The following is a 20570-nucleotide window of genomic DNA, read 5'->3' on the forward strand; positions in this document are numbered from 1 at the left end:
GGGTTCAGCGCGTCGCCGGCGAGATCGCGACCGGCTCGCGCCGCGCCTCGTGGTGGTTGGCGTTGCGCGGGGTGGACAGGACCTGGCGGGTCCGCTCGTCGAGGGCGAGGGAGTCCGACAGGGCGCCGCTGGAGGCCAGGGTGGTCTCCAGCGCCTCCAGCCAGTGCAGGTAGTAGCTCCACGGCTCGCCGCCGTCGCCCTTCTCCCACGAGCGGATGGAGTCGATCAGCGAGAGCTGGAACTCGCTCCACTCGTAGTGGCCCTCGTGGTATGCGGCGACGGCCATCGCGAAGGCCCGCACCTCCCACGGCTCGGAGAACGGCTTGTCGGCGCCGGGCATGTCGCACACCAGCTTCTCGATCCGCCGGCGGGCGTCGCCCAGCTCGGTGGCGTCGGTGCGCACCCCCTCGCTCATGCCCCGGCCGCCTCGGTGACCACGGGCTTCGGCGCTCCGACCCCGATCATCGAGTCCCGGGTGACGAGCGCGGCGAGCTGCTCCTCCGACAGGTGCTCGCTGCCGGCCGGGCGCTGCGGGAGCACCCAGTAGCGCAGCTCGGAGCTGGAGTCCCAGACGCGGATCTCGACCGAGTCCGGCAGGGGGTAGCCGAAGTCCTCGGCGAGGACCTTGCGGGGCTCGCGGACGATGCGCGCCCGGAACGGCGGCGCCTTGTACCAGTTCGGCGGCAGGCCCAGGACCGGCCACGGGTAGCAGGAGCACAGGGTGCAGACGATGACGTGCTGGACGGTGTCGGTGTTCTCGACGACGACCATCTCCTCGCCCTGCAGGCCGCCGATGCCCAGCTCGCGGCAGGCCGCGGAGGCGTCGGCGAGCAGACGCGCCTTGAACTCCGGATCGGTCCAGGCCTTCGCGACGACCTTCGCGCCGAGCTGCGGACCGACCTCGTTCTCGTAGACCTCGACGAGGCGGTCGACCGCCTTCGTGGTCACGACACCCTTCTCGATGAGGACCGACTCCAGGGCCTTGACCCGTGCGGCGATCTCCTCCTGGGTGCGGAGCGGGGTGTCGGTGGGGTTCGCGGTCATGGGTCAGGCTCCCTGGGTGGCGGGGACGGGGGTGAGGTAGGGCTCCCACACGTCGAAGTAGTTGACGCCGTTGGGGTCCGCGGCCTCGGGACCCCACAGCTCGGCGGCCGTGAACTTGACGGTGTAGAGGTGCTCGGGGCAGTCACCGAGGCCGTTGCCGGCGGTGTCGGGGTAGAGGAAGGTGCCGTGCGCCGCGGTGATCACGCCTCGGTGCCCGCGGATGTAGCGAGCGCGGCGGGTGTGTCCGTACGGGCTCTCGTTCCCGATGACGACCTCGTCGCCGACGGAGAACCGGGCCTCCTTGTCGGACTCGCGGTTGGCGGGGAACCCGTTCGTGACCGCCCAGTCGACGAACTCGACGATCTCGGGGTCGGTCTCGCGCTCGGGCAGCGGCGCGTCCGGGTTCTCCAGGTAGTACTGGGTGCGCTTCTCGAGATCGGCCGGGTCGAGGATGCCCGCGACCTCGGCGTAGTGCTCGATCGTGTGCATCCAGTGCTCGTAGTAGTTCGAGAGCAGGTACTCCGCCGGGTCCATCTTCTCGATGCCGTGGCGGAACTGGTCCACGTTGAAGAGTCCGGCACGCGCGCTCTGGGCGAACATGGGGAAGACCCGCTTCTCCCACTCGGCGCGGAACACGGGCTCGCTCATGTGGTCGTTCTCGACCGGTCCGAGACCGTCGGTCCCGCCGAGGTCGAAGACTCCGTTCACTGCTGTCCTCCTACTGTGGCGAGGGCCGGTGGGGCGGGGAAGCCGCCGACGGCCTGCTCGAAGGTGTGCGCGACCCGAAGGACGGTCGCGTCGTCGAAACGCCGGCCGACGATCATCAGACCGACCGGGAGCCCGTCGACCAGCCCGGCCGGCACCGAGACGGCGGGGTGACCGGACACGTCGAACGGGGCACAGTTGCCGACCATCCCCAACGCGGTCGGCAGGTAGGTGTCCAACCCGGCATCGAGCCCGATCAGCTCCGGCGCGGTGTAGGGCAGGGTCGGCATGACCAGCACGTCACAACCACTCAACGCCTGGTCGTAGGCCGCACGCAGCTCGAACGCGAGGTTGCGGGCCATGCCGTAGTAGACGCCGCCGCCGTGGCCGAAGGTGTAGCCGCCCGAGAGCCCGACCAGCTTGACCGTCTTGGACAACTCCGCCCCCCGGGCGAGGCGCTGACGGTGGTAGTGCGCGATCAGCTCCGGATCGTAGAGACCCGGATAGTTCATGCCGTAGGCGTTACCGTCGACCATCTGGTAGGCCGCACCCTCGGTCGCGATGACGTTCCACACCGCCATCCCGTCCAGATGCCACGGGATCGACACCTCCTCCGCCACCAACCCGGCCCCGGCCAGAGCGCCGACCGCGGCACGCACGGCCTCGTCGACGGCCGGGTCGCTCTCCGGGCGACCGAAACCCTCGACCACGATCCCGACCCGCAGGCCGGCGGCCGACTGCTCCAGTGCGGCGAGGTAGTCGACCGGGTCCAGGACAGTGGGCTGACGGGCATCGAACCCGTCGACACCCGCCAGGACCGTCAGCATCAGCGCGGCGTCGGACACCGTGCGGGTGATCGGCCCGAGGTGATCGATCGTGGCCTCGATCGGGAACGCCCCGGTGTAGGGGACCAGCCCGTGAGTGGGCTTGTGCCCCACCGTCCCGCAGAACGCACTCGGGATCCGGATCGAACCACCCTGATCCCCACCCACGGCCAGATCCACCGCACCCGAGGCCACCAGTGCCGCGCTCCCACTCGACGAACCACCGGCATTACGGCCGGTGTCCCACGGATTGCGCACCGGCCACGGCCGCGAGGTGAAACTCGCACCCGAGAAACACAGGTCCTCACACACCGACTTCCCGGTGATCGTCGCCCCCGCCGCCAGCAGCCGGGTCGCCACCGTCGCATCCCGCGACGGGACGAAACCCTCGACCGTCGCCGACCCATTGGTCATCGGCACCCCGGCCAGACAGATGTTGTCCTTCAGCGCCACCGTGCGCCCAGCCAACAGACCCTCAGCAGCACCCGGCACCGACGTCGTCACATACCAACCACCGAGAGGGTTGTCCGCAGGCTCCGACCACACCCGCTCCGGGGCGGCCGGCGCACTCGCGGTGTACAGCTCCTCGACACGATCGGACGCAGCCAGCGTCGCCGCGACCGCCGGACCGAACTCGGCCAGCTCGGCCTCGGACAGGCCGAACGCGTAATGCTCGTTCAACGCCGCCAGCCGGGCGGCATCGGGAGGGGGTATCGCCATCGGGGTGGTGCTCCTCACGTCGGGGGATGCGAGAAACCTAGGACCGACCCCTCATCGTGTCAACGCTTGCAGACACATTGACAAGATCCGGAAACACGGCGACCCACGCCGGCAACACGGCGTGGTCAGGGGTGCGCGGGGCCGTCGTCCATCGAGCCGAAGGTCGTGCCGCGGGCCTCCGCCAGGTACAGCGGCTGGTCGACGTGGTGCTCGCCGTGCAGGTCCAGGGTCCCGCGGGGCAGGTCGTAGCGGCCGCGCCGGATCTCGTCGGCGACGGCCACCGGGTCGGTCGAGCGGACCTGCCGGGCCGCCGCGGCCCACACGTGGATCGCCTCGAACATCGACTCCGACAGCGACGACAACGGCGGCGCCCACCGACCGAACCGCTGCCGGTACCGCTCCAGGAGCGTCCCGTTGCGCTCGGTCTGCAGGTGCTGGAAGTAGCCGGACACCCCGTGGATCCCCTCGGCCGCGGCCGGCCCGATCCGTTCGAGGGTCGCCTCGTCCATGGCGGGGCCCAGGCTCACCGTGCGGTCCCGCAGCCCCAACGCGTGGCACCGGCGCTCGAAGGCCGCGGCGTCGGCGCCGACGAAGGTGCTCAGCACGACGTCGGCACCGGACGCGGCGATCCGCTCGACGAGCGGGGTGACGTCCCCGCCGCCGAGGGGTGCGTACCCCTCGCCGACCAGCACCGCCCCCTGGCCGGGGAGGATCTCGCGGGCGACGGCGTTGACCGAGCGTGGCCACACGTAGTCGTTGCCCGCGAGGAACCAGCGCCGGCCGCCGGCCGCGCGCATGACCGGACGGGCCGCCGTCGCGAGCTGGGTGGCCGGCCGCTCCCCCAGCCGGATCCGCAGACGGGACTCCCCGCCGCCCTCGTTCATGTTGGTGTGCACGACCAGCACGTCCTGCCCGGACAGGGCGGCCGAGACGGCGTGGTAGGTCGCCGAGGTCGTCATCAGGAAGATCGTGCGGCAGCCGGCCCGGACCAGCCGCATCGCCTCCAGGGCCCCGGTGCCGGGGTCGGTGGCGTCGTCGGCCTCCAGCAGCTCCAGCGGTCGCCCCCCGATCCCGCCCGAGGCGTCGATCTCCTCGACGGCGAGCGCGGCCACGTTCCCCACGGCCGAGGCGAACAGGCTGCCCGACCCGGAACGGCTGGTGATCACCCCGATCCGCGGTCCGTCGGCGGGGCCGTCGGGCAGCGGATGGCCGCGGCGGCGCATCAGCCACTCCAGCCCACGGCGGTCGATCTCGGCGTCGAGCCGGACGCGGGTCCCACCGGGCGCGTCGTCGAACCGCAGCCGGATGCGGCCCCGCCAGGGCTGGTCGTGGGTGATGGTGATGGCCCGGGAGACACGCAGGTCGCTGATCCGGCCCAGCACGTCCACCGGGGGCCCGCCGGCGATCGGTGCGCGCAGCGCGACCGGGGCACCGACGGCGACCCGGTCGCAGACCGCGTCGAACAGCCAGCCGGCGCCCTCGGTGCCGAACCGGTCGAAGACCACCGTCGGGGCCGCGGCGGCGAACCTCTCGACCGCGAGCGCGATCGACCCCACGGTCAGCGCCGATGTGACGACACGCCGGTCATCCGGTCGCGTCGGCCCGATACGTCATGCCCTGATCCTCCACCGCCGCCCCCACCTCGTCGAGGGTCGACTGGAACAAGGCCCGCAGCAGGGCGATCACGTCGGCCGCCGCGCCGTGCGGATCGATCGCGTAGTAGCGGAACCGGCCCGAGCGGCGCTCGGTGACCAGCCCCGCGACGCGCAGCACCCGCAGGTGGGTGGACACCGCGGTGCGCCCGACGGAGGTGATGCGCTCGGCGAGGTCTCCGGCGCTGCACTCCTCCTGCTCGGCGAGCACCGTGAGGATCTCCCGGCGGACGGGATCGGCGAGCGCGTCGAAGGCGAGGCCCGCTTCCTTGCCGCCGCCGCCCGAAGCGTCATGATCTGATGACACGTCAGGATAGTAGCGTGAACCGCTCCGCGACGCGTGCCCGTGTCGCGGTGCTGTGCCCACGGCCACCGAGACCGCGTGCAGGTGGCTCAGCGACCGCCGCATCGCCGGTGCCGACGCACAGGCCTGCCTGTGGGGGGTCGACATCCGCCCCCGAGACAGCGGCATCGAGCCGATCACCATGACCGGGATGGACATCATCGAGGTCCGCGGCGGGCAGCTGTCGCGGGACGAGGCGTTCATGGACCGCCTGCCCGTGCAGGTGTTCGCCTGACCGACCCGCACCTGGTCGTACCGCACAGCCGAGGACCGCCAGCTTCTCCGCACCGTGCATGCCGGACCGCCGTTCCCGCCGCCACTGTTGCCTGCGTCGTCGCACCGACCCTCCGACGACCCGACACCCGCGGAGAACCGATGTCACAGGCAAGGAACCGCCCCGTCCCCGAGCTGGAACTCTCCTCGACCGACGACCCGGTGGTCGTCGCCGCGGCGGCCACCGAGGACTACACCCTGCACGCGACGCCGCTGTCGTGGCGGATGAGCCGCTGGTCGCTGGCGAGCGTCTGGTGGGCACTCGCCAGCGCGATGTTCTGGCTGATCCTCGGAGCCCTGGTCGCGCTGACCGTGGGCACGGTGGACGCCATCATCGGCATGGTGCTCGCGGCGCTGGTCTACTCCGCGATCTCCTGGCTGTTCGTCGGGTACGCGGCGCGGACCGGGCTCACCGCGAACCTGTTCTCCCGCGCCCTGTTCGGCTCGCGCGGCTCGGTGATCACCCCGTTGCTGGTGGCCGTGACGGCCGTCTACTTCGCGTGCTTCGGGGGCTCGGTCATCGCGGTGGCCCTGCAGGCGTACTTCGGCGGTCCGGTCGTGCTCTGGTACGCCGTCGTCGTCCTCTACAGCGTCCCGTTGATCCTCGGTGCCGCGCGTGTGTTCCTCGACCGGTTCAACGGGTGGCTGTTCCCGCTCTACCTGGTGGGGCTCGTCGTCGCCGTCGTGTGGGCCGGCCTGGAGTTCGGGTTCGACGGGTCCTGGGCGGACTCGGGGCCCCGCGAACTGGCCGTGAGCGGCCCCGGCTGGTGGTGGGCGTTCACCACCTACCTGGCCGACTTCGTGCTGCTCCTCGCGGCCTGGGACTTCGCCCGGTTCGCCAGGGTCGGGGACGGCGACGTGCGGTTCCACCGCGTGGTGACGTTCGGTCCGATGTTCTACTTCTTCACGATCCTGGTCAACGGCGTCGTCGGGGTGTTCGTAGCCCTGACCATCCCGACCGACGGCGCGCTCAGCGAGACCTCCGGGGTGCTCGGCATCGTCGGGCTGATGGGGTTCGTAGGCCTGCTGTTCGTGTGGGTGAGCCAGACCCGGATCAACACGATGAACTTCTACCTCGCCGTCACCAACCTCGAGGGGTTCGTGGCGCGGCTGTCGCGCGTCCGACTCCCTCGGGCCGGGTGGGGCGTCCTGGTCGGGGTGATCGTCTTCGCGGTCATGCTCAGCAACGTCTTCGACTTCATCCTGGTCGCGCTGCGCTACCAGGCCGTGCTCACCGTCACCTGGACGGCCTGCGCGCTGGCCTTCCTGCTCGCCGGTCGGCTCGGTGACGACGCCGACCCCGAGTGGCGGCCCGGACGGGTCGCCCGGTTCGACCCGGTCGGTGTCGGTGCCTGGTCGGCGGGCAGCGTCGTCGGCTTCGCGCTCCTCACCTTCCTGCCCGCGTCGTCGTGGGCAGGCACGTGGGCGCTGCCGCTGGCCTTCGGTGTCTCGCTGCTCGTGCAGGTCGCCGGCATGTGGCTGCGCGGATCCCGTCAGGCGCTGCTGCGGCGCCCGCACGATCCCCGCGACGAGGTCGTCGACGCCTGGTCGGTCCACGTGCGCTGTCACGTCTGCGAGCGGTTCTACGTCGCGGTCGAGATGGACCGGGACCCGTCGGCCGGGCACCGGCCGATCTGTGCCGAGCACGCCCAGGACAGCGCGGCCTACGCCGACGCCGTCCTGGAGGAGGCCAGGGCCACCGGGGCCTGAGCACGGACGGGTCGTCGGCGCCGCGCACTCCCGCGGCGCCGACGGCCCCGGCCTCGGTGCAGGGCTCGGTGCAGGGCTCGGTGCCGGCCGGTCAGTCCGGCACCGAGGCCACCGCGGGCAGCGCGGCCCGCAGCTCGGGGCGCTGCGCGAAGACCGAGGTCTGGAGCTCGGCGACCAGCCGCTGCGCCGGGTCGTCGACGTCGACACCGAACGCGTCGCGGATGCGGGTCAGCCGGTACTTGAGGGTGTTGCGGTGCACGAACAGGGTCTTGGCGGCGGCGGTCAGGTCACCGCAGGCGTCGAAGTAGGCGCGCAGGCTGGGCAGGAACTCCGTCCCGCGGTCGCGGTCGCTGACGACCATCGCGGCGACCCCGCCCTGCAGCAGGCGCGGACGCTGCAGCATCACCTCGGTGAGCTCCGACAGCACGGCGTGGGCGACCGAGTCGTCGAACGACACCACCCGCCGGGAGTCGTCGAGCAGCGGGGTGTTGAGCAGCCGCTCCACCTCGCACCGGGTCTCCCCCAGCTCGTCGAGCCGCGGGAACTCACCGCTCACGGCGGCGCGGACGTCGAGGTGCAGCTGCCGGCCCGCCTGGCCGACGATCTGCTCGGCGAGCGCGGCGACGTCGCTGTCGGGCCCGTCGTCGGAGGGGAGGACGGCGTAGACCCGGCCCTGCCGCGACGTCGCCACGCCCCGGCGGCGGGACGCCTCGACCCGCAGGGCCACCAGGTCCTCCAGCGGGCGCAGCTCGGCCAGCCCACCGGCCGCCCGGCCGCCCTGGGCGTCCGTGGCGAAGGCGAGCAGCCGGAACCGGCTGGTCCCGATCCCCAACCGGGACTCCAGCACCGCGGTGTCGCCCCGTCCGTCGAGGGCGCTGCGCAGCAGGTCGCCGCGGACCCGACGGTCGAGGTCCTCGCTGATGCGCGAACGCAGCATCTGCACCGCGGCCAGCCGGGCGATCTCGGCGAGCAGGTCCTCGGAGTGCTGGTCGAGCTCGCGCTTGGACTCCGCGACCCACACGTAGCCGAGGATGTCGCTGCCCGCCCGGATCGCCGTCACCAGCCGGACCGCACCGTCGGGCGGGACCACCCGGACCGGTCGCAGGCTCTGCCGGACGCGGGGCAGCGTGCCCGTGCTCTCGCACCAGTCGAGGAACTCCCGGGGCGGACGGCGCTGCAGGATGGACTGCTGCCGGATCTCGTCGATCGGGTCGCCCAGGCTGGAGAACGCGACGACCTCCATCCGCTCGTCGTCGACGATCACCGGGCCCTCCAGCGCGGCGGCCGCGGAGTTCGCGAGGGCGAACAGGTCCCCGAACGGCACGCCGCGCTGGTCCGGGACCGTCGCGACCGCGGCGGACACCGCGGTCCGGGCCAGCGCGTGCAGCTGGTTCCACGACATCTCCGGCGACACCGCGAGCACGGTCGCGCCGTGTCGCTCGGCGAGCGCCCGCAGCGCGGCCCGTTCGGCGTCGCTGTCCACCTTGTAGGCGAACACGATCCCCGGGTCGGCACCGTCGATCGCCGCCTCGGCCTCGGGCGACGCCGGATGGACCCCGATGCCCAGCACGAGGTCGCCGCGCTCGATGCGCTCGACGATCACGGTGTCGGCGATGACGATCGCGCTGACCGGGATGGTGACACCCAGCGGGGCGTGCACGACCTCGACGAAATCGCCGCCGAGCACCCCGAGCAGGTTCTCCAGCCCCAGTGCGGGACCGCCTCCGGAGACCGCCATCGATGCCCTCCGCTCAGCTCACCGGATCGTTCCCCCCACGTCAGTGTGGTGGCGCCGGTCGAGCCCAGTGTCACGCAGCCGTTTCGTGCCCGTAAAGCTGCTGTAGACCAGCGCGTACACGCCGACCGCCTCGACCAGGGCGTCCACCTCGACGTACTCGTCGACGGTGTGGGCGACGGCGAGCTCGCCCGGCCCCAGCACGACCGACGGGATCCCGAGCTGGTTGCGCATGAACCGGGCGTCGGTGGTGAACGGCAGCCCGGTCCGCTCGGCCGGTCGCCCGGTCATCGCGCTCGTCGCCTCGGCGACCTCGGAGACGAACGGATGGTCCCCGTCGATCTCCGAGGCCTCGCAGAACGTCTCGACCTCGATCTCGTAGTCGGCCCCCCGGGTGAGCCCCAGTGACGAGATGCGGTCGACGATCCCGGCGAGCGCGCCGTCGACGGTGTCGCCGGGCAGCATCCGCCGGTCGATGCGCAGCTCGCACTCCTCGGGCACCACGTTCGGACCCGATCCGCCGCGGATGGCACCGACGTTGCACGTCGTGGTCCCCAGCAGCGGGTGCGGGGTCTGGGGGTAGACGTTGTCGTGCAGCACCTGCGCGATCCCGGCGGCGGAGATGACCGCGCTCCGGCCACGGGAGGGTTCGCTGCCGTGCGCCGGGACGCCGCGGGTGAGGATCCGGGCGAACAGCAGACCGCGCTCGGCCAGGCACAGCCGCATGCCGGTCGGCTCGGGGTCCAGGCAGGCGTCCGCCCGGACCAGACCACGCTCCACCAGCGCCGCGGTCCCGAGCCGGCCGCCCAGCTCCTCGTCGGCGACCAGGTGGAAGACCACCTCGCACGGTAGCTCGATGCCGAGCTCGCGGCAGGTGCGCAGGGCGACGACCGCGGCGGCGACACCGCCCTTCATGTCGGCCGATCCGCGGCCGTAGAGCCTGCCGTGGTGCACGGCCCCGCCGAACGGGTCGTGCCGCCACGCCTCCGGCCGGACGGAGACGGTGTCCAGGTGACCGTTGACCAGCAGCACCGGTTTGCCGGAGCGTTCGGCGTCGCCGGTGCCCACCACCAGGCTCTGCCGGCCCGGGGCGGGCTCGACGACCTCGCCCCGCATGCCGAGGCCGTCGAAGACCTGCTGCAGGTGGGACACCACCTCGGTCTCACCGCCGGGCGGGTTCTCCGAGCGGATCCGGACGAGATCGCGGGTGAGCCCGACGACGTCGTCGACGTCGACCGCGGCCCGGATCCGCCGCGTCGTCGGTGTGGGGACCGTCGTCACAGCAGCTCCTCGATCTCGCCGTGGTCCAGGAAGCCGGCCTCGGCCATCCGGCCGAGGAACCCGCGCAGGCGTGGGTTCTGCCGCAGCGGCCCGGCCAGCCGCTCGCGGGCCGCGGCCCGGTCACCGGACCGGGCCAGCAGGACCGCCGCCCAGAAGTCGGCCTCCGGGTTGCCGACCATCACCCGCGCGGCGGCGGCGAGCCGGGCGAGCGCCCGGTCGCGGTCGCCCGGGGACGGCTCGTGGTACGGGCCGACCATCAGGCCGGGGGCGAACATGGTGGAGGACACCGCGTCGAACGCGCGGCGCTGCCCGAGCAGCCGGCGCAGCTCGCCGACCGGGTCGGGGTGGTCGTCGACGCGCAGGTCGACGGGCCGGTGGTTCCAGGGGTCGGAGACCGGTTCGCCGTCGACGACGACCAGCGAGGCGCCCTGGCTGCCCCGCACGTCGCCGCCGGCCGCCTCGGCCGCCTCCATCGCGACCATCAGGCGCTCGGCGAGATCACCGGGGGCCGACCGGTAGGCCGCGAGCATCTCGGGGAGGACCCGGTCGGAGGCGAGCATGTTGCCCTGGACCGCGACCGGCCCCTCGACGATCCCGCCGCAGAACCCGATGCACGATCCGCCGGTCCGGCTCGCCGCGTCCCCGGACCGTCCGACCAGGGCGACCTGCCGGACCTGCGGGTGCGGGTCGGCCGCCACGAGCTCGTCGAGCACCTCGGCCGCGGGGCGTCCCTCGGCGAGCGCGGCCATCCCGGCGCCGGCGTAGCGCCCGTCGACGAAGGCCTGGGTGGCGATGGCACCGACACCGGGGTCCGCCCGGGTGACCCCGGCACCGGGCGCGAAGAAGTGCGACTCGCACCCGACCCCGAGCTGTCCGGTGGCCGGGTCGCGGGCCACGATCGAGTAGGTCACCGCAGCTCCTCCTGGAAGCGGCGGACCGACTCGGCGACTCCCCGGGGGTCCTCCAGCATCGGCAGGTGCCCGATGTCGGGGACGGTCTCGACGTCGACCCCGCCCCGGTCGCCGCCGAGCGCGGCGGCGAGCTCCCGGGCCATCTCCGGCGGGCAGGTCGGGTCGTGGGTCCCGACGACGACCCGCGCCGGGGGACGGTCGGTGAGACCGGCCGCGGTGGCCCGGGCGTCAGCGGCGCCGAAGGTGGTGCGCAGCACCGTCACCACGGTGTCGAGGTTCCGGTCGCCGTCGCGACCACCTGCGGCCAGGCCGGTCAGCTCGGCCGCGGCGTCCGCCCGGGCGGCCGGGCGGCCGGGCGGCCGGGCCGAGGATCTCCGCACCGTGCGCGTCGAACCACCCGCGGACGCCGAGCGCCCGCAGGTCCTTCTCGGTGTCGTCGAGCACGTCGTCGGACCAGCCCAGGTGCAGCGTGGCACCGAACGCGACGATGCTCGCGACCCGGCCGGGGACGGCCGCGGCCAGCTCGACCGCGACCGCTCCGCCGATCGACCCGCAGACCACGTGCACGCGGTCGAGGCCCTCGGCATCGATCGCCGCGAGCGCGTCACGGGCGTAGTCGGCGGGCAGGTAGGACCCGCCCTCCTCCGACCGCCCGTGCGCCCGGTAGTCGACCGCGACCCGCACCGGCCCGACCTCGGAGACGTCGACCGTGGCCCGCCACACCGCGGCCGCGGTGTTCACGGGATGCAGGTAGAGGACGGCCGTCCGGGTCCTGTCCCCCGCCCAGAGGAGGTAGGAGACCTCCCCCACCGGCCCCCGGGTGTACCGGCGTTCTCCGTACGGCATCGTGCGGTTCTCCTCGACGTGGTCGTCGGTGTGGGGGTGGGTCAGGCGTCCTGCGGGAACCGCGGGCTGGTCGGGTCCGCGACCGGCGACGCGTGGAAGTGCCAGATCCTCCACTCGGGCTTGCCCGTGCCGTCGTCGCGCCGGTAGACCTCGGTCACGCGGAACACCAGCGGCTCGGGGTCGGGCTCCATCAGCCCGGTGCCCTTCTCCTTCTCCCCGGTGACGATCGTGCTCCAGTACGTCGTGAGGTACCCCAGGTTCCCCTCGACGTGGATCTTGGGCTCCTCGACGATCGTCATGTCGGAGAGGTTGAAGCCGATCTGGTGCAGGCCCTCCCAGAGCTTCCACTTCTCGTCCGGCCCGTTGTACTCGTGGCCGTTGAGGTTGAACTGGAGGTACCCGGGGTTGGCGAAGTTCGGGTACATCTTCTCCGGGACCAGCCCGTTGTTGGACTCCAGCCAGGACTGGTGCACCGCGCGGATCGCCGCGACGTCGTCGGGGTTGTTGACCTCGGTCATGGGTCTCTCCTTCTCGTGGGGTGTCAGCGCTCATCGGGGAGCGGCTCGTCGGGGAGCGGGGGTCAGGACAGCTCGCGCAGCCGCGGCAACAGGTCGGCGGCGAACTGGGCGAGGAAGCGCTCCTGGTCGTGGCCGGGGCCGTGGAACACCAGGTGGGTCATCCCGGCGTCGACGTAGGGCCGGATGCCGGCGAGTGCCTCGTCCGGGTCGGAGGCGACGATCCAGCGGCGCGCGACCTGGTCGATCGGGAGCGCGTCGGCGAGGCGTTCCATCTCCTCGGCGGAGGTGACGCTGTGCTTCTGTTCCGCCGAGAGCGACAGCGGTGCCCAGAACCGGCAGTTGTCGCGGGCGGCGGCCGGGTCGCGGTCGTAGGACAGCTTGATCTCGATCATGCGGTCCATACCGGACGGATCGCGGCCGGCGCCGGTGGCACCCTCCTCGACCGCCGGGAGGAGCTTGTCGGTGTAGAGCTCCATGCCCTTGCCCGAGGTGCAGATCATCCCGTCGGCCTGGCGTCCGGCGTAGCGGGCCACCATCGGGCCGCCGGCGGCGATGTAGACGGGCACGGGTGTCGCCGGCCGGTCGTAGATCTTGGCGCCCGCCAGCCGGTAGTACTCGCCCTCGAAGTCGACCGAGCGCTCCGTCCAGAGGGCGCGCATCAGTCGTACCGACTCGCGCAGGCGACCGAACCGCTCCTTGAACTCGGGCCACTCCATGCCGGAGACCGCGACCTCGTTCAGCGCCTCCCCGGTGCCGGCGCCGAGGACGACCCGTCCCCCGGTCAGCAGTGCCATCGAGGCGAAGCTCTGGGCCATCACGGCGGGGTTGTAGCGGAAGGTCGGGGTGGTCACCGAGGTGCCGATGACGACCCGCTCGGTCCGCTCCCCCACCGCCGCCATCCAGGTCAGTGCCGACGGGGCGTGCCCCCCGGTGTCGCGCCAGGGGAGGAAGTGGTCCGAGACCCAGACGCTGTCGAGGCCGACCCGCTCGGCGAGCACGGCGTTCTCGACGAGGTCACGCGGGCCGAACTGCTCCGCCGAGGCCTTGTAGCCGATCCTGAGTGTCATCGCCGGTCAGACGAACCGGGGCAGGACGGTGGAGGCGACCAGCTCCAGCTCCTCCGCGGCGGTCTCGGCGACCACCGGGGAGAGCACCACGCTGGTGGCGCCGGCGGCACGGAGCTCGGTGATCCGGCGGGCGACGTCGTCGGGGTCGCCGGCGACCGCGAGGGTGTCGATCCACTCGTCGGGAAGCTCCTCGGCGAGGGTGTCCGGATGGGCGGTGAGCAGCTCGGCGATGGTGTCGTTGTAGCCGAAGGCGCCGGTCAGCGGGTTGTGCGGGCCGACGGCGGTGATGTAGGCGGCCAGGGCCGGACGGACCGCGGCCCTGGCCTTCTCCCGGTCGGTGCCGACGCTGGTCAGCGCGAAGGTCGGGACCAGGTGCGTCGTGCGGCCCGACCGCGCCATCCCGGCCTTGATGTGCTCCAGCGCCGACTCCAGGTAGGCGGTGCCGGCGAGCACGCTCATCACGGTGCCGTCGGCGATCCGGCCGGACAGCGCGAGCGACTTCGGGCCGAGCACCCCGGTCAGGATCGGGACGTCGCCGTCGACCGGATGTGCCGCGGTGACCTGGCGGAACGTGAACTGCTTGCCCTCCCGGTCGACGGTCCGCCCGGCCAGGAGGTCGCGCACACCCTCGACGCACTCGGTCAGCGCGGCGAGCGGGGACCGGGCGGTGACGCCCATCTGGTCGGTCCAGAACGGCACGCCGTGGCCGATGCCGGGGAGGAACCGTCCGGGGAAGGCGCGGGCCAGCGTGGCGGTCTCCATCGCCAGGACCGCCGGATGGCGGGCGACCGAGGCGACGATGCCGACGCCCACCCGGATCCGCTCGGTGGCGGTGAGTGCGAGCGCGGCACCGGTGAAGCCGCCGTAGCAGAAGTAGTCCTCCGCGACCCAGAGCTCTCCGAAGCCGAGCCGCTCGGCCGCGGCGGCGATCGCGGGGATCTGCTCGGGCGGGGTCGAGGTGGCGACGAAGACGCCGATGGGCGCGGGGTCGGTCATGGGGTCCTCCGGTGCGGTCCTGCCGATCTCGACCGCGGACGTCGCGATGCGGTCCGCCGGTCTCGGCGCTGGTCGTCGACGAGTCTGTGGGTCGCGACTGACGGTCGACAATCGTCACAGCGACGAATCGGAGCCCCTCGTTCTGCCGATCTGTCAATGGACGCCGGAGGTGACCGGCACGACGCTGGCTCACAACCTGACGTCCCCCACCGAAGGACCCACCGTGACCCAGCAGCATCACCGACCCGGGCTGATCGGTTCCCGGGTGCGCCGCAAGGAGGATCCCCGCCTCCTGACCGGACGGTCCTGTTTCGTCGACGACGTCGTGCTCCCCGGCATGCTCGAGGCCGCCGTGGTGCGCAGCCCGCACCCGCACGCACGGATCGTCTCGATCGACGTCTCCGCCGCGCTGGAGCTGCCCGGCGTCTTCGCCGTGCTCACCGGTGAGGACGTCGCGGCCGCCTGCGCGACGCCGCAGCCCGTGGTCTGGCGGATGATCCCCGACCAGCTGATGACCAAGCAGTACGCCCTCGCCGTCGACAAGGTCCGCTACGTCGGCCAGCCGGTCGCGGCCGTGGCGGCCGTCGACCGGTACGTCGCCGAGGACGCGCTCGGCCTGATCGAGGTCGAGTACGAGGAGCTGCAGCCGGTGGTGACCCTCGACGAGGCACTCGCCGAGGGCGCGCCGAAGCTCTACGAACAGTGGCCGGACAACATCAGCTGCCGCCAGACGATCCCGAAGGGCGACGCGGCGACGGCCTTCGCCGAGGCCGACGTCGTCGTCTCCGAGACCCTCCACTACGGACGGCAGATGGGCACCCCGCTGGAGACCCGCGGGGCGGTGATGAGCTGGGACCCGTTCACCGGCCACCTCGAGGGCTGGATGTCCACCCAGTCCCCGAACCTGACCCGGGACCTGCTCGGCGAGGTCCTGGGGCTCGACGTCGACCACATCCGCGTCATCACCCCCGACGTCGGCGGCGGGTTCGGCAACAAGTTCGACTTCTACGGTGAGGAGGTCCTCGCGGCGCTGCTGTCGAAGCGGACGGGCCGGCCGGTGAAGATCATCGAGGACCGGCTCGAGAGCTTCGTCGCCAACGCCCACTCCCGCGAGCAGCGGATCGAGGTGTCGGTCGCGGCGAAGGCCGACGGCACCATCACCGGGATGCGCGGGACGGTGTACGCGGTGCTCGGCGGCTCGCTCGCCACCGTGGGCATCGGGCCCTGCTGGCTGTCCATGGCGCTGATGGCGGGCCCCTACGACATCCCCAACGTCGAGGGCACGGTCGTCGGGGTGGTCACGAACCGCTCGCCCTACGGCTCCTACCGGGGCTGGGGGCAGCCCAAGGCGAACTTCGCCCACGAGCGGATCATCGACAAGCTGGCGCACACCCTCGGCCTGCCCGCCAACGAGGTGCGGCGACGCAACCTGATCGCGCCCGAGTCGTTCCCCTACCCCAGCCCGGTCTTCTTCTACGACAGCGGCAACTACGCCGAGTGCCTCGACACCGCCGAACGTGCGGTCGCCGAACGCGGCTGGGCCGCCCGTCGCGAGCAGGCCGCCGAGGAGGGCCGCTCGCTCGGCATCGGGTACGCGTTCCACATCGAGATCAGCGCGCTGGGCCCGACCAAGATCATGAACCAGGCGGGGTTGCAGCACGGCTCCTTCGACGAGGAGGTCGTCCGGATGGACTCCGCGGGCGGGGTCACCGTCCGCACGGGGCTGTCCGCGATGGGGCAGGGCATCGAGACCGCTCTCGCCCAGGTCGCCGCCGACACCCTCGGCGTGCCCCTGTCCTCGGTGACGGTGCTGTCCGGGGACACCCGGACCAACCCCTTCACCGGCTACGGCACCGGCGCCAGCCGGGGCGCCGCGCTCGGCGGCGGCGCGCTGCTGCGGGCGAGCAGCAGGCTCCGGGACAAGATCCTGCGCATCGCCGCGCACATCCTGGAGGCCTCCCCCGACGACCTGGAGGTCGCCGACGGGCGGATCTCGGTGCGTGGCATCGCCGACGGCCGGTCGCTCACCATGCGCGAGATCGGCGACGCCGCCTACCGCCGCCTCGACGGCGCCCTGCCCGACGGCGAGGACCCCACCCTGGAGGAACGCGACGTCCTCGACCCGGAGAACGTCGCCTTCTCCTACGGGACCAGCGCCGTGCTGACCGAGGTCGACCGCGAGACCGGGCGGGTGACGCTGCTGGACTACCTGGTGGTCCACGACTGCGGCACGGTGATCAACCCGACGATCGTCGACGGCCAGATCCACGGCGGCGCGGCGCAGGGCATCGGCGGCGCGCTCTACGAGGAGATCGTGTACAGCCCCGAGGGCCAGCCGCTGACCACCACGTTCATCGACTACCTGCTGCCCACCGCCTCGGAGATCCCGCCCTTCGAGACGCTGCACATGACCACCACCGCCGACCACATCCCCGGCGGGTTCAAGGGGATGGGCGAGGCCGGGACGATCGGCGCCGCGTCGGCGATCGTCGCCGCCGTCGAACACGCCGTGGAGGACCTCGGCGTGCGCCTGACCCGGCTGCCGGTGACCCCGCCCCGGCTGCTGACGGCCATCGAGTCCGGCACCCCCACGGAGGAACTGTCGTGAAGCCCGCACCGTTCGACCACGTCCGGGCGCGCAGCGTCGAGCACGCCGTCGAGATCCTCGCCGCGGAGGACGGCGACGCGAAGATCCTCGCCGGGGGCCAGAGCCTGGTGCCGCTGCTCGCCATGCGGATGGCGCAGCCGACCGTCCTGGTGGACCTCGGCGGATGCGCCGACCTCGCCTACGTCCGCGACGGCGGCGACCACGTCGAGATCGGGGCGATGACCCGCACCCGCGACGTCGAGATCTCACCGCTCGTCCGGAGCACGGTGCCCCTGCTGCCGCTGGCCCTGTCCTACGTCGGGCACGTCACCATCCGCAACCGGGGCACCTTCGGCGGCACCGTCGCCCACGCCGACCCCGCCGCGGAGGTCCCCGCCGTGCTGCGGGCGCTCGACGCCACGGTCGTCGTCACCGGCCCGCGCGGCACGCGGACGGTCCCGGCTGCCGACTTCTTCCTCGGCTTCCTGCTCAGCGCGGTCGAGCCCGACGAGGTGCTCACCGCGGTCCGGGTCCCCACCCAGGCCCCGGGGACCGTCGTCGCCGTCGAGGAGTTCGCCCGCCGGCACGGCGACTTCGCGATGGCCTCGGTGCTCGGCGCGGCCCGGATCGGTGCCGACGGCACCGTCGCCGACGTCCGGCTGGTCCTCGGCGGGGTCGGCCCGACCCCGGTGCGGGCCGACGACGCCGAACGGCTGCTGGTCGGGCGGGCGCCGTCCGAGGAGCTCGTGCGCGCGGCCGCCGACGCCGCGGTCGAGGCGACCGACCCCACCGGCGACGTGCACGCCCCCGCCGACTACCGCCGCACCCTGGCCCGCGTCCTGACCCGGCGCTGCCTGTCCACCGTGCTCGCCGACACCACGAGGAGCCACGCCGCATGAGCGCATCGACCGACACCGACCGGGCCGCCGGGACGCACGACACCACCGACGGCGACACCGCTGACGGCGACACCACGCGTCCGGTGCGCATGACGGTGAACGGGCAGCCGGTCCGCCACCACGTCGAGCCGCGCCGCACCCTCTCCGACTTCCTGCGCCGCGACTGCGGCGCCACCGGGGTCCACCTGGGCTGCGAGCACGGGGTGTGCGGGGCGTGCACCGTCCTGCTCGACGGCCGCACGGCCCGCTCCTGCTGCACCCTCGCGGTCCAGGCCGACGGCGGCGCGGTCACCACCGTCGAAGGACTCGCACAGGGCGGTGAGCTGGATCCGTTGCAGGAGGCGTTCTGGCGTCACCACGGCCTGCAGTGCGGGTTCTGCACGCCCGGCATCCTGCTGACGGTCACCGAGTTCCTCGCGGAGAACCCCGATCCCAGCGACGAGGAGATCCGCGCGGCGATCTCGGGGAACATCTGCCGGTGCACGGGGTACCAGTTCATCGTCGACGCCGTCCGCAGCGCCGCGGCCGTGCTGCGCGGCGAGCCCGCACCACAGGCCCCGGTGGACAGGGAGGGGTGACGGCCGCCCGGCCGGCCGGTCACCGCGCGGCGAGCAGCACCCAGGTGTGCCCCGGACGCACGGGCATCTCACGGCCGTCGGGGGTCGTGAGACGGAGGGGGTCGGCGACGGCGGGACGGGACCACCGTGCGGGGAAGGAACGCCCCTCGCGCAGGACCTCGGCGTCGCCCGCCCCGACGGTGAGCGCGATCGGGGAGACCGAGCCTGCGCTGTCGCGGACCGACGACTCGGCGACGGCGACCCGTTGCACGACCACCGTGTCCGCCCGTACCGGCCTCCGGTCCGGACCGGAGACCGCGGTCCGGTCGCCGGTCGCGACCGTCCAGGTGTCGTCCTGCGCGCTCCAGGTGACGGTGACGGTGGTGGCCCCGACCCGGACGGAGCGCTGCGGGACGGGGGCTCCCCCGTCCGGCGCCGGGCCGAAGCGCAGGCCGATGTCCTGGACCGGCCCCGCCTGCGGCACCCGTCCGCGCAGTGCCGTCAGGTCCACGTAGACGTTCAGCGGCGCCGGCCGCCGGTCGTCACGCCGGAACGCCTCCGGCAGGTCGCGGGGCACGACCGGGACCACCGCGGCCGCGCGGAGCCGGTCCATGACCGGTGGCGCGGCGCCGGAGAAGACGAGGGCGGGCCGGCCGTAGGCGCCGAGGACGCCGATGTCGGTCTCCCGGGCGCTGCGCACCGGCCCCACCGAGCGCGGCAGCTGCGAGGCGAACACCGCGAGCAGTCGGGTGAGACCACCCTCGACCGGCTCGACGTAGACGACGTCGGCCGCCTCGACGCCGTCCCACGGGCGCGCCGCCGCGGTGTTGTCGATCTTCACGGCGAACACCCGTGCCCCCGGCTCGGAGGGCAACCCGGTGAGCGGTGACAGCAGCGGTGCCGGTGTCGCCGGAGCGGTAACCGGCCCCGGGACCGCGGGCGACGCCGCGCATCCGACGGCGCCCGTCAGCACCAGCCCGAGGAGGGCCGCGACCACCGGATGTGCACGCACCGGCGCACGGTACTCCCGCGCCGCCCGTGCGTCAGCGGTCGAGCGGCGGGTGCTCCGGCGGCAGGACGTCGAGTGCGTACCGGCGTCGGGTCGCGTCGGGGCCCAGCATCGCCGACAGCGGGCACGCGATGTCGTCGGCGGCGGCCCGCACCGTGCCCGCGAGCCTCCGGAGACCGTCCTCGTCGACGGCGGCCTGGGGCCCGGACAGCGACAGCGCACCCATCACCTCCGACACCGACGTCAGCGGAACCGAGATCCCACGCCGACCGGCGTGATTGGCGGCGGAGGAGAAGGCGAACCCGTCGTCGCGGATGCGGCGCAGCTCCGTGCGCAGTGCGCCGTCGTCCTCCCCCGCGCGGGCCCCCAGGACGACCTCGATCTCCGACTCGGGAAGGTGGGCGAGGATGGCCCGGCCGCTGCATCCCCGGGTCAGCGGTGACCGCTCGCCGATCCGAGTCCGCCACGACGGGTCGTGGTCGTGCGGAGGCACGGCGGCCAGCAGCAGGACCCGGTCGTAGCCGCTGCGCACGTGCAGCCGCGCGCTCAACGACGTACCACCCGCGAGCCGGACCAGGACCGGGTAGGTGAGCGCGCGGAGCTCGGGCCAGGGACCGAGCAGGGCACCCAGCCCGATCGCCCGGGTCCCGACCCGGTACCCCCGGCGGCCGACGTGGTCGACGAAACCTTCCTCCTGCAGGGCCCGCAGCACGCGGTAGGTCTGGCTGACCGGTGCGCCCAGCCGCTCCGCGACGGCGGGCAGCGCCGCCGGCTGCTCCATACCCGCCAGCGTCTCCAGGACCACGACCGAGCGTGCGAGGACCGACGTCGTCGGCGTAGTTGTCACGAGGTGCAACTTAGGTCGTCCGGCGCCGTCGCCCGACTCCAGACTG

General features: G+C 73.0%; 21 protein-coding genes. 5 read left to right on the forward strand and 16 right to left on the reverse strand.

Annotated elements, in window-relative coordinates:
• Nucleotides 1-4: 4 nt before the first annotated feature.
• From KPL59_RS02130 to KPL59_RS02155, 6 genes are all read right to left on the reverse strand, one after another.
• Nucleotides 5-415, reverse strand: a complete 411-nt coding sequence (locus tag KPL59_RS02130) for a nitrile hydratase accessory protein (RefSeq protein WP_020625487.1) — start codon at nt 413-415, stop codon at nt 5-7.
• Nucleotides 412-1044, reverse strand: coding sequence for a nitrile hydratase subunit alpha (gene nthA, locus KPL59_RS02135; protein ID WP_020625488.1), 633 nt, complete (start codon nt 1042-1044; stop codon nt 412-414). Before nthA ends, KPL59_RS02130 begins: the two co-directional genes overlap by 4 nt.
• Before the next feature lie 3 nt (nt 1045-1047).
• On the reverse strand, nt 1048-1752 hold the full coding sequence (nthB, locus tag KPL59_RS02140; protein WP_020625489.1) for a nitrile hydratase subunit beta: 705 nt from the start codon (nt 1750-1752) through the stop codon (nt 1048-1050).
• On the reverse strand, nt 1749-3293 hold the full coding sequence (locus KPL59_RS02145) for an amidase (RefSeq protein WP_226359742.1): 1545 nt from the start codon (nt 3291-3293) through the stop codon (nt 1749-1751). The genes nthB and KPL59_RS02145 overlap by 4 nt, the downstream gene beginning before the upstream one ends.
• A 125-nt stretch (nt 3294-3418) precedes the next feature.
• Complete coding sequence (locus KPL59_RS02150) at nt 3419-4849, reverse strand: substrate-binding protein (protein ID WP_226351678.1); 1431 nt, start codon at nt 4847-4849, stop codon at nt 3419-3421.
• Nucleotides 4850-4877: 28 nt separating this feature from the next.
• Entirely contained in the window at nt 4878-5252 is a 375-nt protein-coding gene (locus KPL59_RS02155) for a helix-turn-helix transcriptional regulator (RefSeq protein ID WP_060712640.1), read from the reverse strand.
• Between the two features lie 52 nt (nt 5253-5304).
• On the opposite strand from KPL59_RS02155, the gene KPL59_RS02160 reads away from it, so the two are divergent.
• A complete protein-coding gene (locus KPL59_RS02160) occupies nt 5305-5523 on the forward strand; it encodes a hypothetical protein (RefSeq protein WP_226359743.1) in 219 nt (72 codons plus the stop codon).
• A gap of 140 nt (nt 5524-5663) precedes the next feature.
• Nucleotides 5664-7271 (forward strand): cytosine permease, encoded by a 1608-nt coding sequence (locus KPL59_RS02165; protein ID WP_226359744.1) that lies wholly within the window; start codon nt 5664-5666, stop codon nt 7269-7271.
• Nucleotides 7272-7362: 91 nt separating this feature from the next.
• Here KPL59_RS02165 and KPL59_RS02170 read toward each other — a convergent pair whose 3' ends face one another.
• The 8 genes from KPL59_RS02170 to KPL59_RS02205 form a co-directional block, all read right to left on the reverse strand.
• On the reverse strand, nt 7363-9009 hold the full coding sequence (locus tag KPL59_RS02170; protein WP_226359745.1) for a CdaR family transcriptional regulator: 1647 nt from the start codon (nt 9007-9009) through the stop codon (nt 7363-7365).
• Nucleotides 9010-9027: 18 nt separating this feature from the next.
• The gene (locus KPL59_RS02175) at nt 9028-10287 is read right to left on the reverse strand and encodes a M20 family metallopeptidase (protein WP_226359746.1); all 1260 of its coding nucleotides are present in this window, start codon (nt 10285-10287) and stop codon (nt 9028-9030) included.
• A complete protein-coding gene (locus KPL59_RS02180; RefSeq protein WP_226359747.1) occupies nt 10284-11198 on the reverse strand; it encodes a DUF1028 domain-containing protein in 915 nt (304 codons plus the stop codon). The genes KPL59_RS02175 and KPL59_RS02180 overlap by 4 nt, the downstream gene beginning before the upstream one ends.
• On the reverse strand, nt 11195-11515 hold the full coding sequence (locus KPL59_RS02185) for an alpha/beta fold hydrolase (protein ID WP_374111586.1): 321 nt from the start codon (nt 11513-11515) through the stop codon (nt 11195-11197). Before KPL59_RS02185 ends, KPL59_RS02180 begins: the two co-directional genes overlap by 4 nt.
• The gene (locus KPL59_RS02190) at nt 11427-12044 is read right to left on the reverse strand and encodes an alpha/beta fold hydrolase (RefSeq protein ID WP_226359749.1); all 618 of its coding nucleotides are present in this window, start codon (nt 12042-12044) and stop codon (nt 11427-11429) included. Before KPL59_RS02190 ends, KPL59_RS02185 begins: the two co-directional genes overlap by 89 nt.
• A gap of 41 nt (nt 12045-12085) precedes the next feature.
• Nucleotides 12086-12562, reverse strand: coding sequence for a nuclear transport factor 2 family protein (locus KPL59_RS02195; RefSeq protein ID WP_226351686.1), 477 nt, complete (start codon nt 12560-12562; stop codon nt 12086-12088).
• A gap of 62 nt (nt 12563-12624) precedes the next feature.
• The gene (gene fgd, locus KPL59_RS02200) at nt 12625-13629 is read right to left on the reverse strand and encodes a glucose-6-phosphate dehydrogenase (coenzyme-F420) (protein WP_226359750.1); all 1005 of its coding nucleotides are present in this window, start codon (nt 13627-13629) and stop codon (nt 12625-12627) included.
• A 6-nt stretch (nt 13630-13635) separates the two neighbouring features.
• Nucleotides 13636-14625: an LLM class flavin-dependent oxidoreductase gene (locus KPL59_RS02205; protein WP_226351688.1), complete on the reverse strand. Its 990-nt coding sequence runs from the start codon at nt 14623-14625 to the stop codon at nt 13636-13638.
• A 223-nt stretch (nt 14626-14848) separates the two neighbouring features.
• On the opposite strand from KPL59_RS02205, the gene KPL59_RS02210 reads away from it, so the two are divergent.
• From KPL59_RS02210 to KPL59_RS02220, 3 genes are all read left to right on the forward strand, one after another.
• Nucleotides 14849-17233, forward strand: a complete 2385-nt coding sequence (locus KPL59_RS02210; RefSeq protein WP_226359751.1) for a xanthine dehydrogenase family protein molybdopterin-binding subunit — start codon at nt 14849-14851, stop codon at nt 17231-17233.
• Nucleotides 17230-18111: a xanthine dehydrogenase family protein subunit M gene (locus KPL59_RS02215; RefSeq protein ID WP_226359752.1), complete on the forward strand. Its 882-nt coding sequence runs from the start codon at nt 17230-17232 to the stop codon at nt 18109-18111. Before KPL59_RS02210 ends, KPL59_RS02215 begins: the two co-directional genes overlap by 4 nt.
• Nucleotides 18112-18200: 89 nt before the next feature.
• Nucleotides 18201-18689, forward strand: coding sequence for a (2Fe-2S)-binding protein (locus tag KPL59_RS02220; RefSeq protein WP_226351762.1), 489 nt, complete (start codon nt 18201-18203; stop codon nt 18687-18689).
• Nucleotides 18690-18708: 19 nt separating this feature from the next.
• On the opposite strand, the gene KPL59_RS02225 is transcribed toward KPL59_RS02220, so the two are convergent.
• Nucleotides 18709-19680, reverse strand: coding sequence for a DUF3048 domain-containing protein (locus tag KPL59_RS02225; RefSeq protein ID WP_226351691.1), 972 nt, complete (start codon nt 19678-19680; stop codon nt 18709-18711).
• A 31-nt stretch (nt 19681-19711) separates the two neighbouring features.
• A complete protein-coding gene (locus tag KPL59_RS02230; protein ID WP_226359753.1) occupies nt 19712-20524 on the reverse strand; it encodes an IclR family transcriptional regulator in 813 nt (270 codons plus the stop codon).
• Nucleotides 20525-20570 lie beyond the last annotated feature (46 nt).

The organism is Pseudonocardia sp. ICBG1142 (assembly GCF_020496255.1).
Taxonomy (GTDB): domain Bacteria; phylum Actinomycetota; class Actinomycetes; order Mycobacteriales; family Pseudonocardiaceae; genus Pseudonocardia.

Coding starts and splice junctions, on each gene's coding strand:
- KPL59_RS02130 (WP_020625487.1), bottom strand. CDS start 415: ATGAGCGAGGGGGTGCGCACCGACGCCACCGAGCTGGGCGACGCCCGC.
- nthA (WP_020625488.1), bottom strand. CDS start 1,044: ATGACCGCGAACCCCACCGACACCCCGCTCCGCACCCAGGAGGAGATC.
- KPL59_RS02145 (WP_226359742.1), bottom strand. CDS start 3,293: ATGGCGATACCCCCTCCCGATGCCGCCCGGCTGGCGGCGTTGAACGAG.
- KPL59_RS02165 (WP_226359744.1), top strand. CDS start 5,664: ATGTCACAGGCAAGGAACCGCCCCGTCCCCGAGCTGGAACTCTCCTCG.
- KPL59_RS02170 (WP_226359745.1), bottom strand. CDS start 9,009: ATGGCGGTCTCCGGAGGCGGTCCCGCACTGGGGCTGGAGAACCTGCTC.
- KPL59_RS02190 (WP_226359749.1), bottom strand. CDS start 12,044: ATGCCGTACGGAGAACGCCGGTACACCCGGGGGCCGGTGGGGGAGGTC.
- KPL59_RS02195 (WP_226351686.1), bottom strand. CDS start 12,562: ATGACCGAGGTCAACAACCCCGACGACGTCGCGGCGATCCGCGCGGTG.
- fgd (WP_226359750.1), bottom strand. CDS start 13,629: ATGACACTCAGGATCGGCTACAAGGCCTCGGCGGAGCAGTTCGGCCCG.
- KPL59_RS02205 (WP_226351688.1), bottom strand. CDS start 14,625: ATGACCGACCCCGCGCCCATCGGCGTCTTCGTCGCCACCTCGACCCCG.
- KPL59_RS02220 (WP_226351762.1), top strand. CDS start 18,201: ATGACGGTGAACGGGCAGCCGGTCCGCCACCACGTCGAGCCGCGCCGC.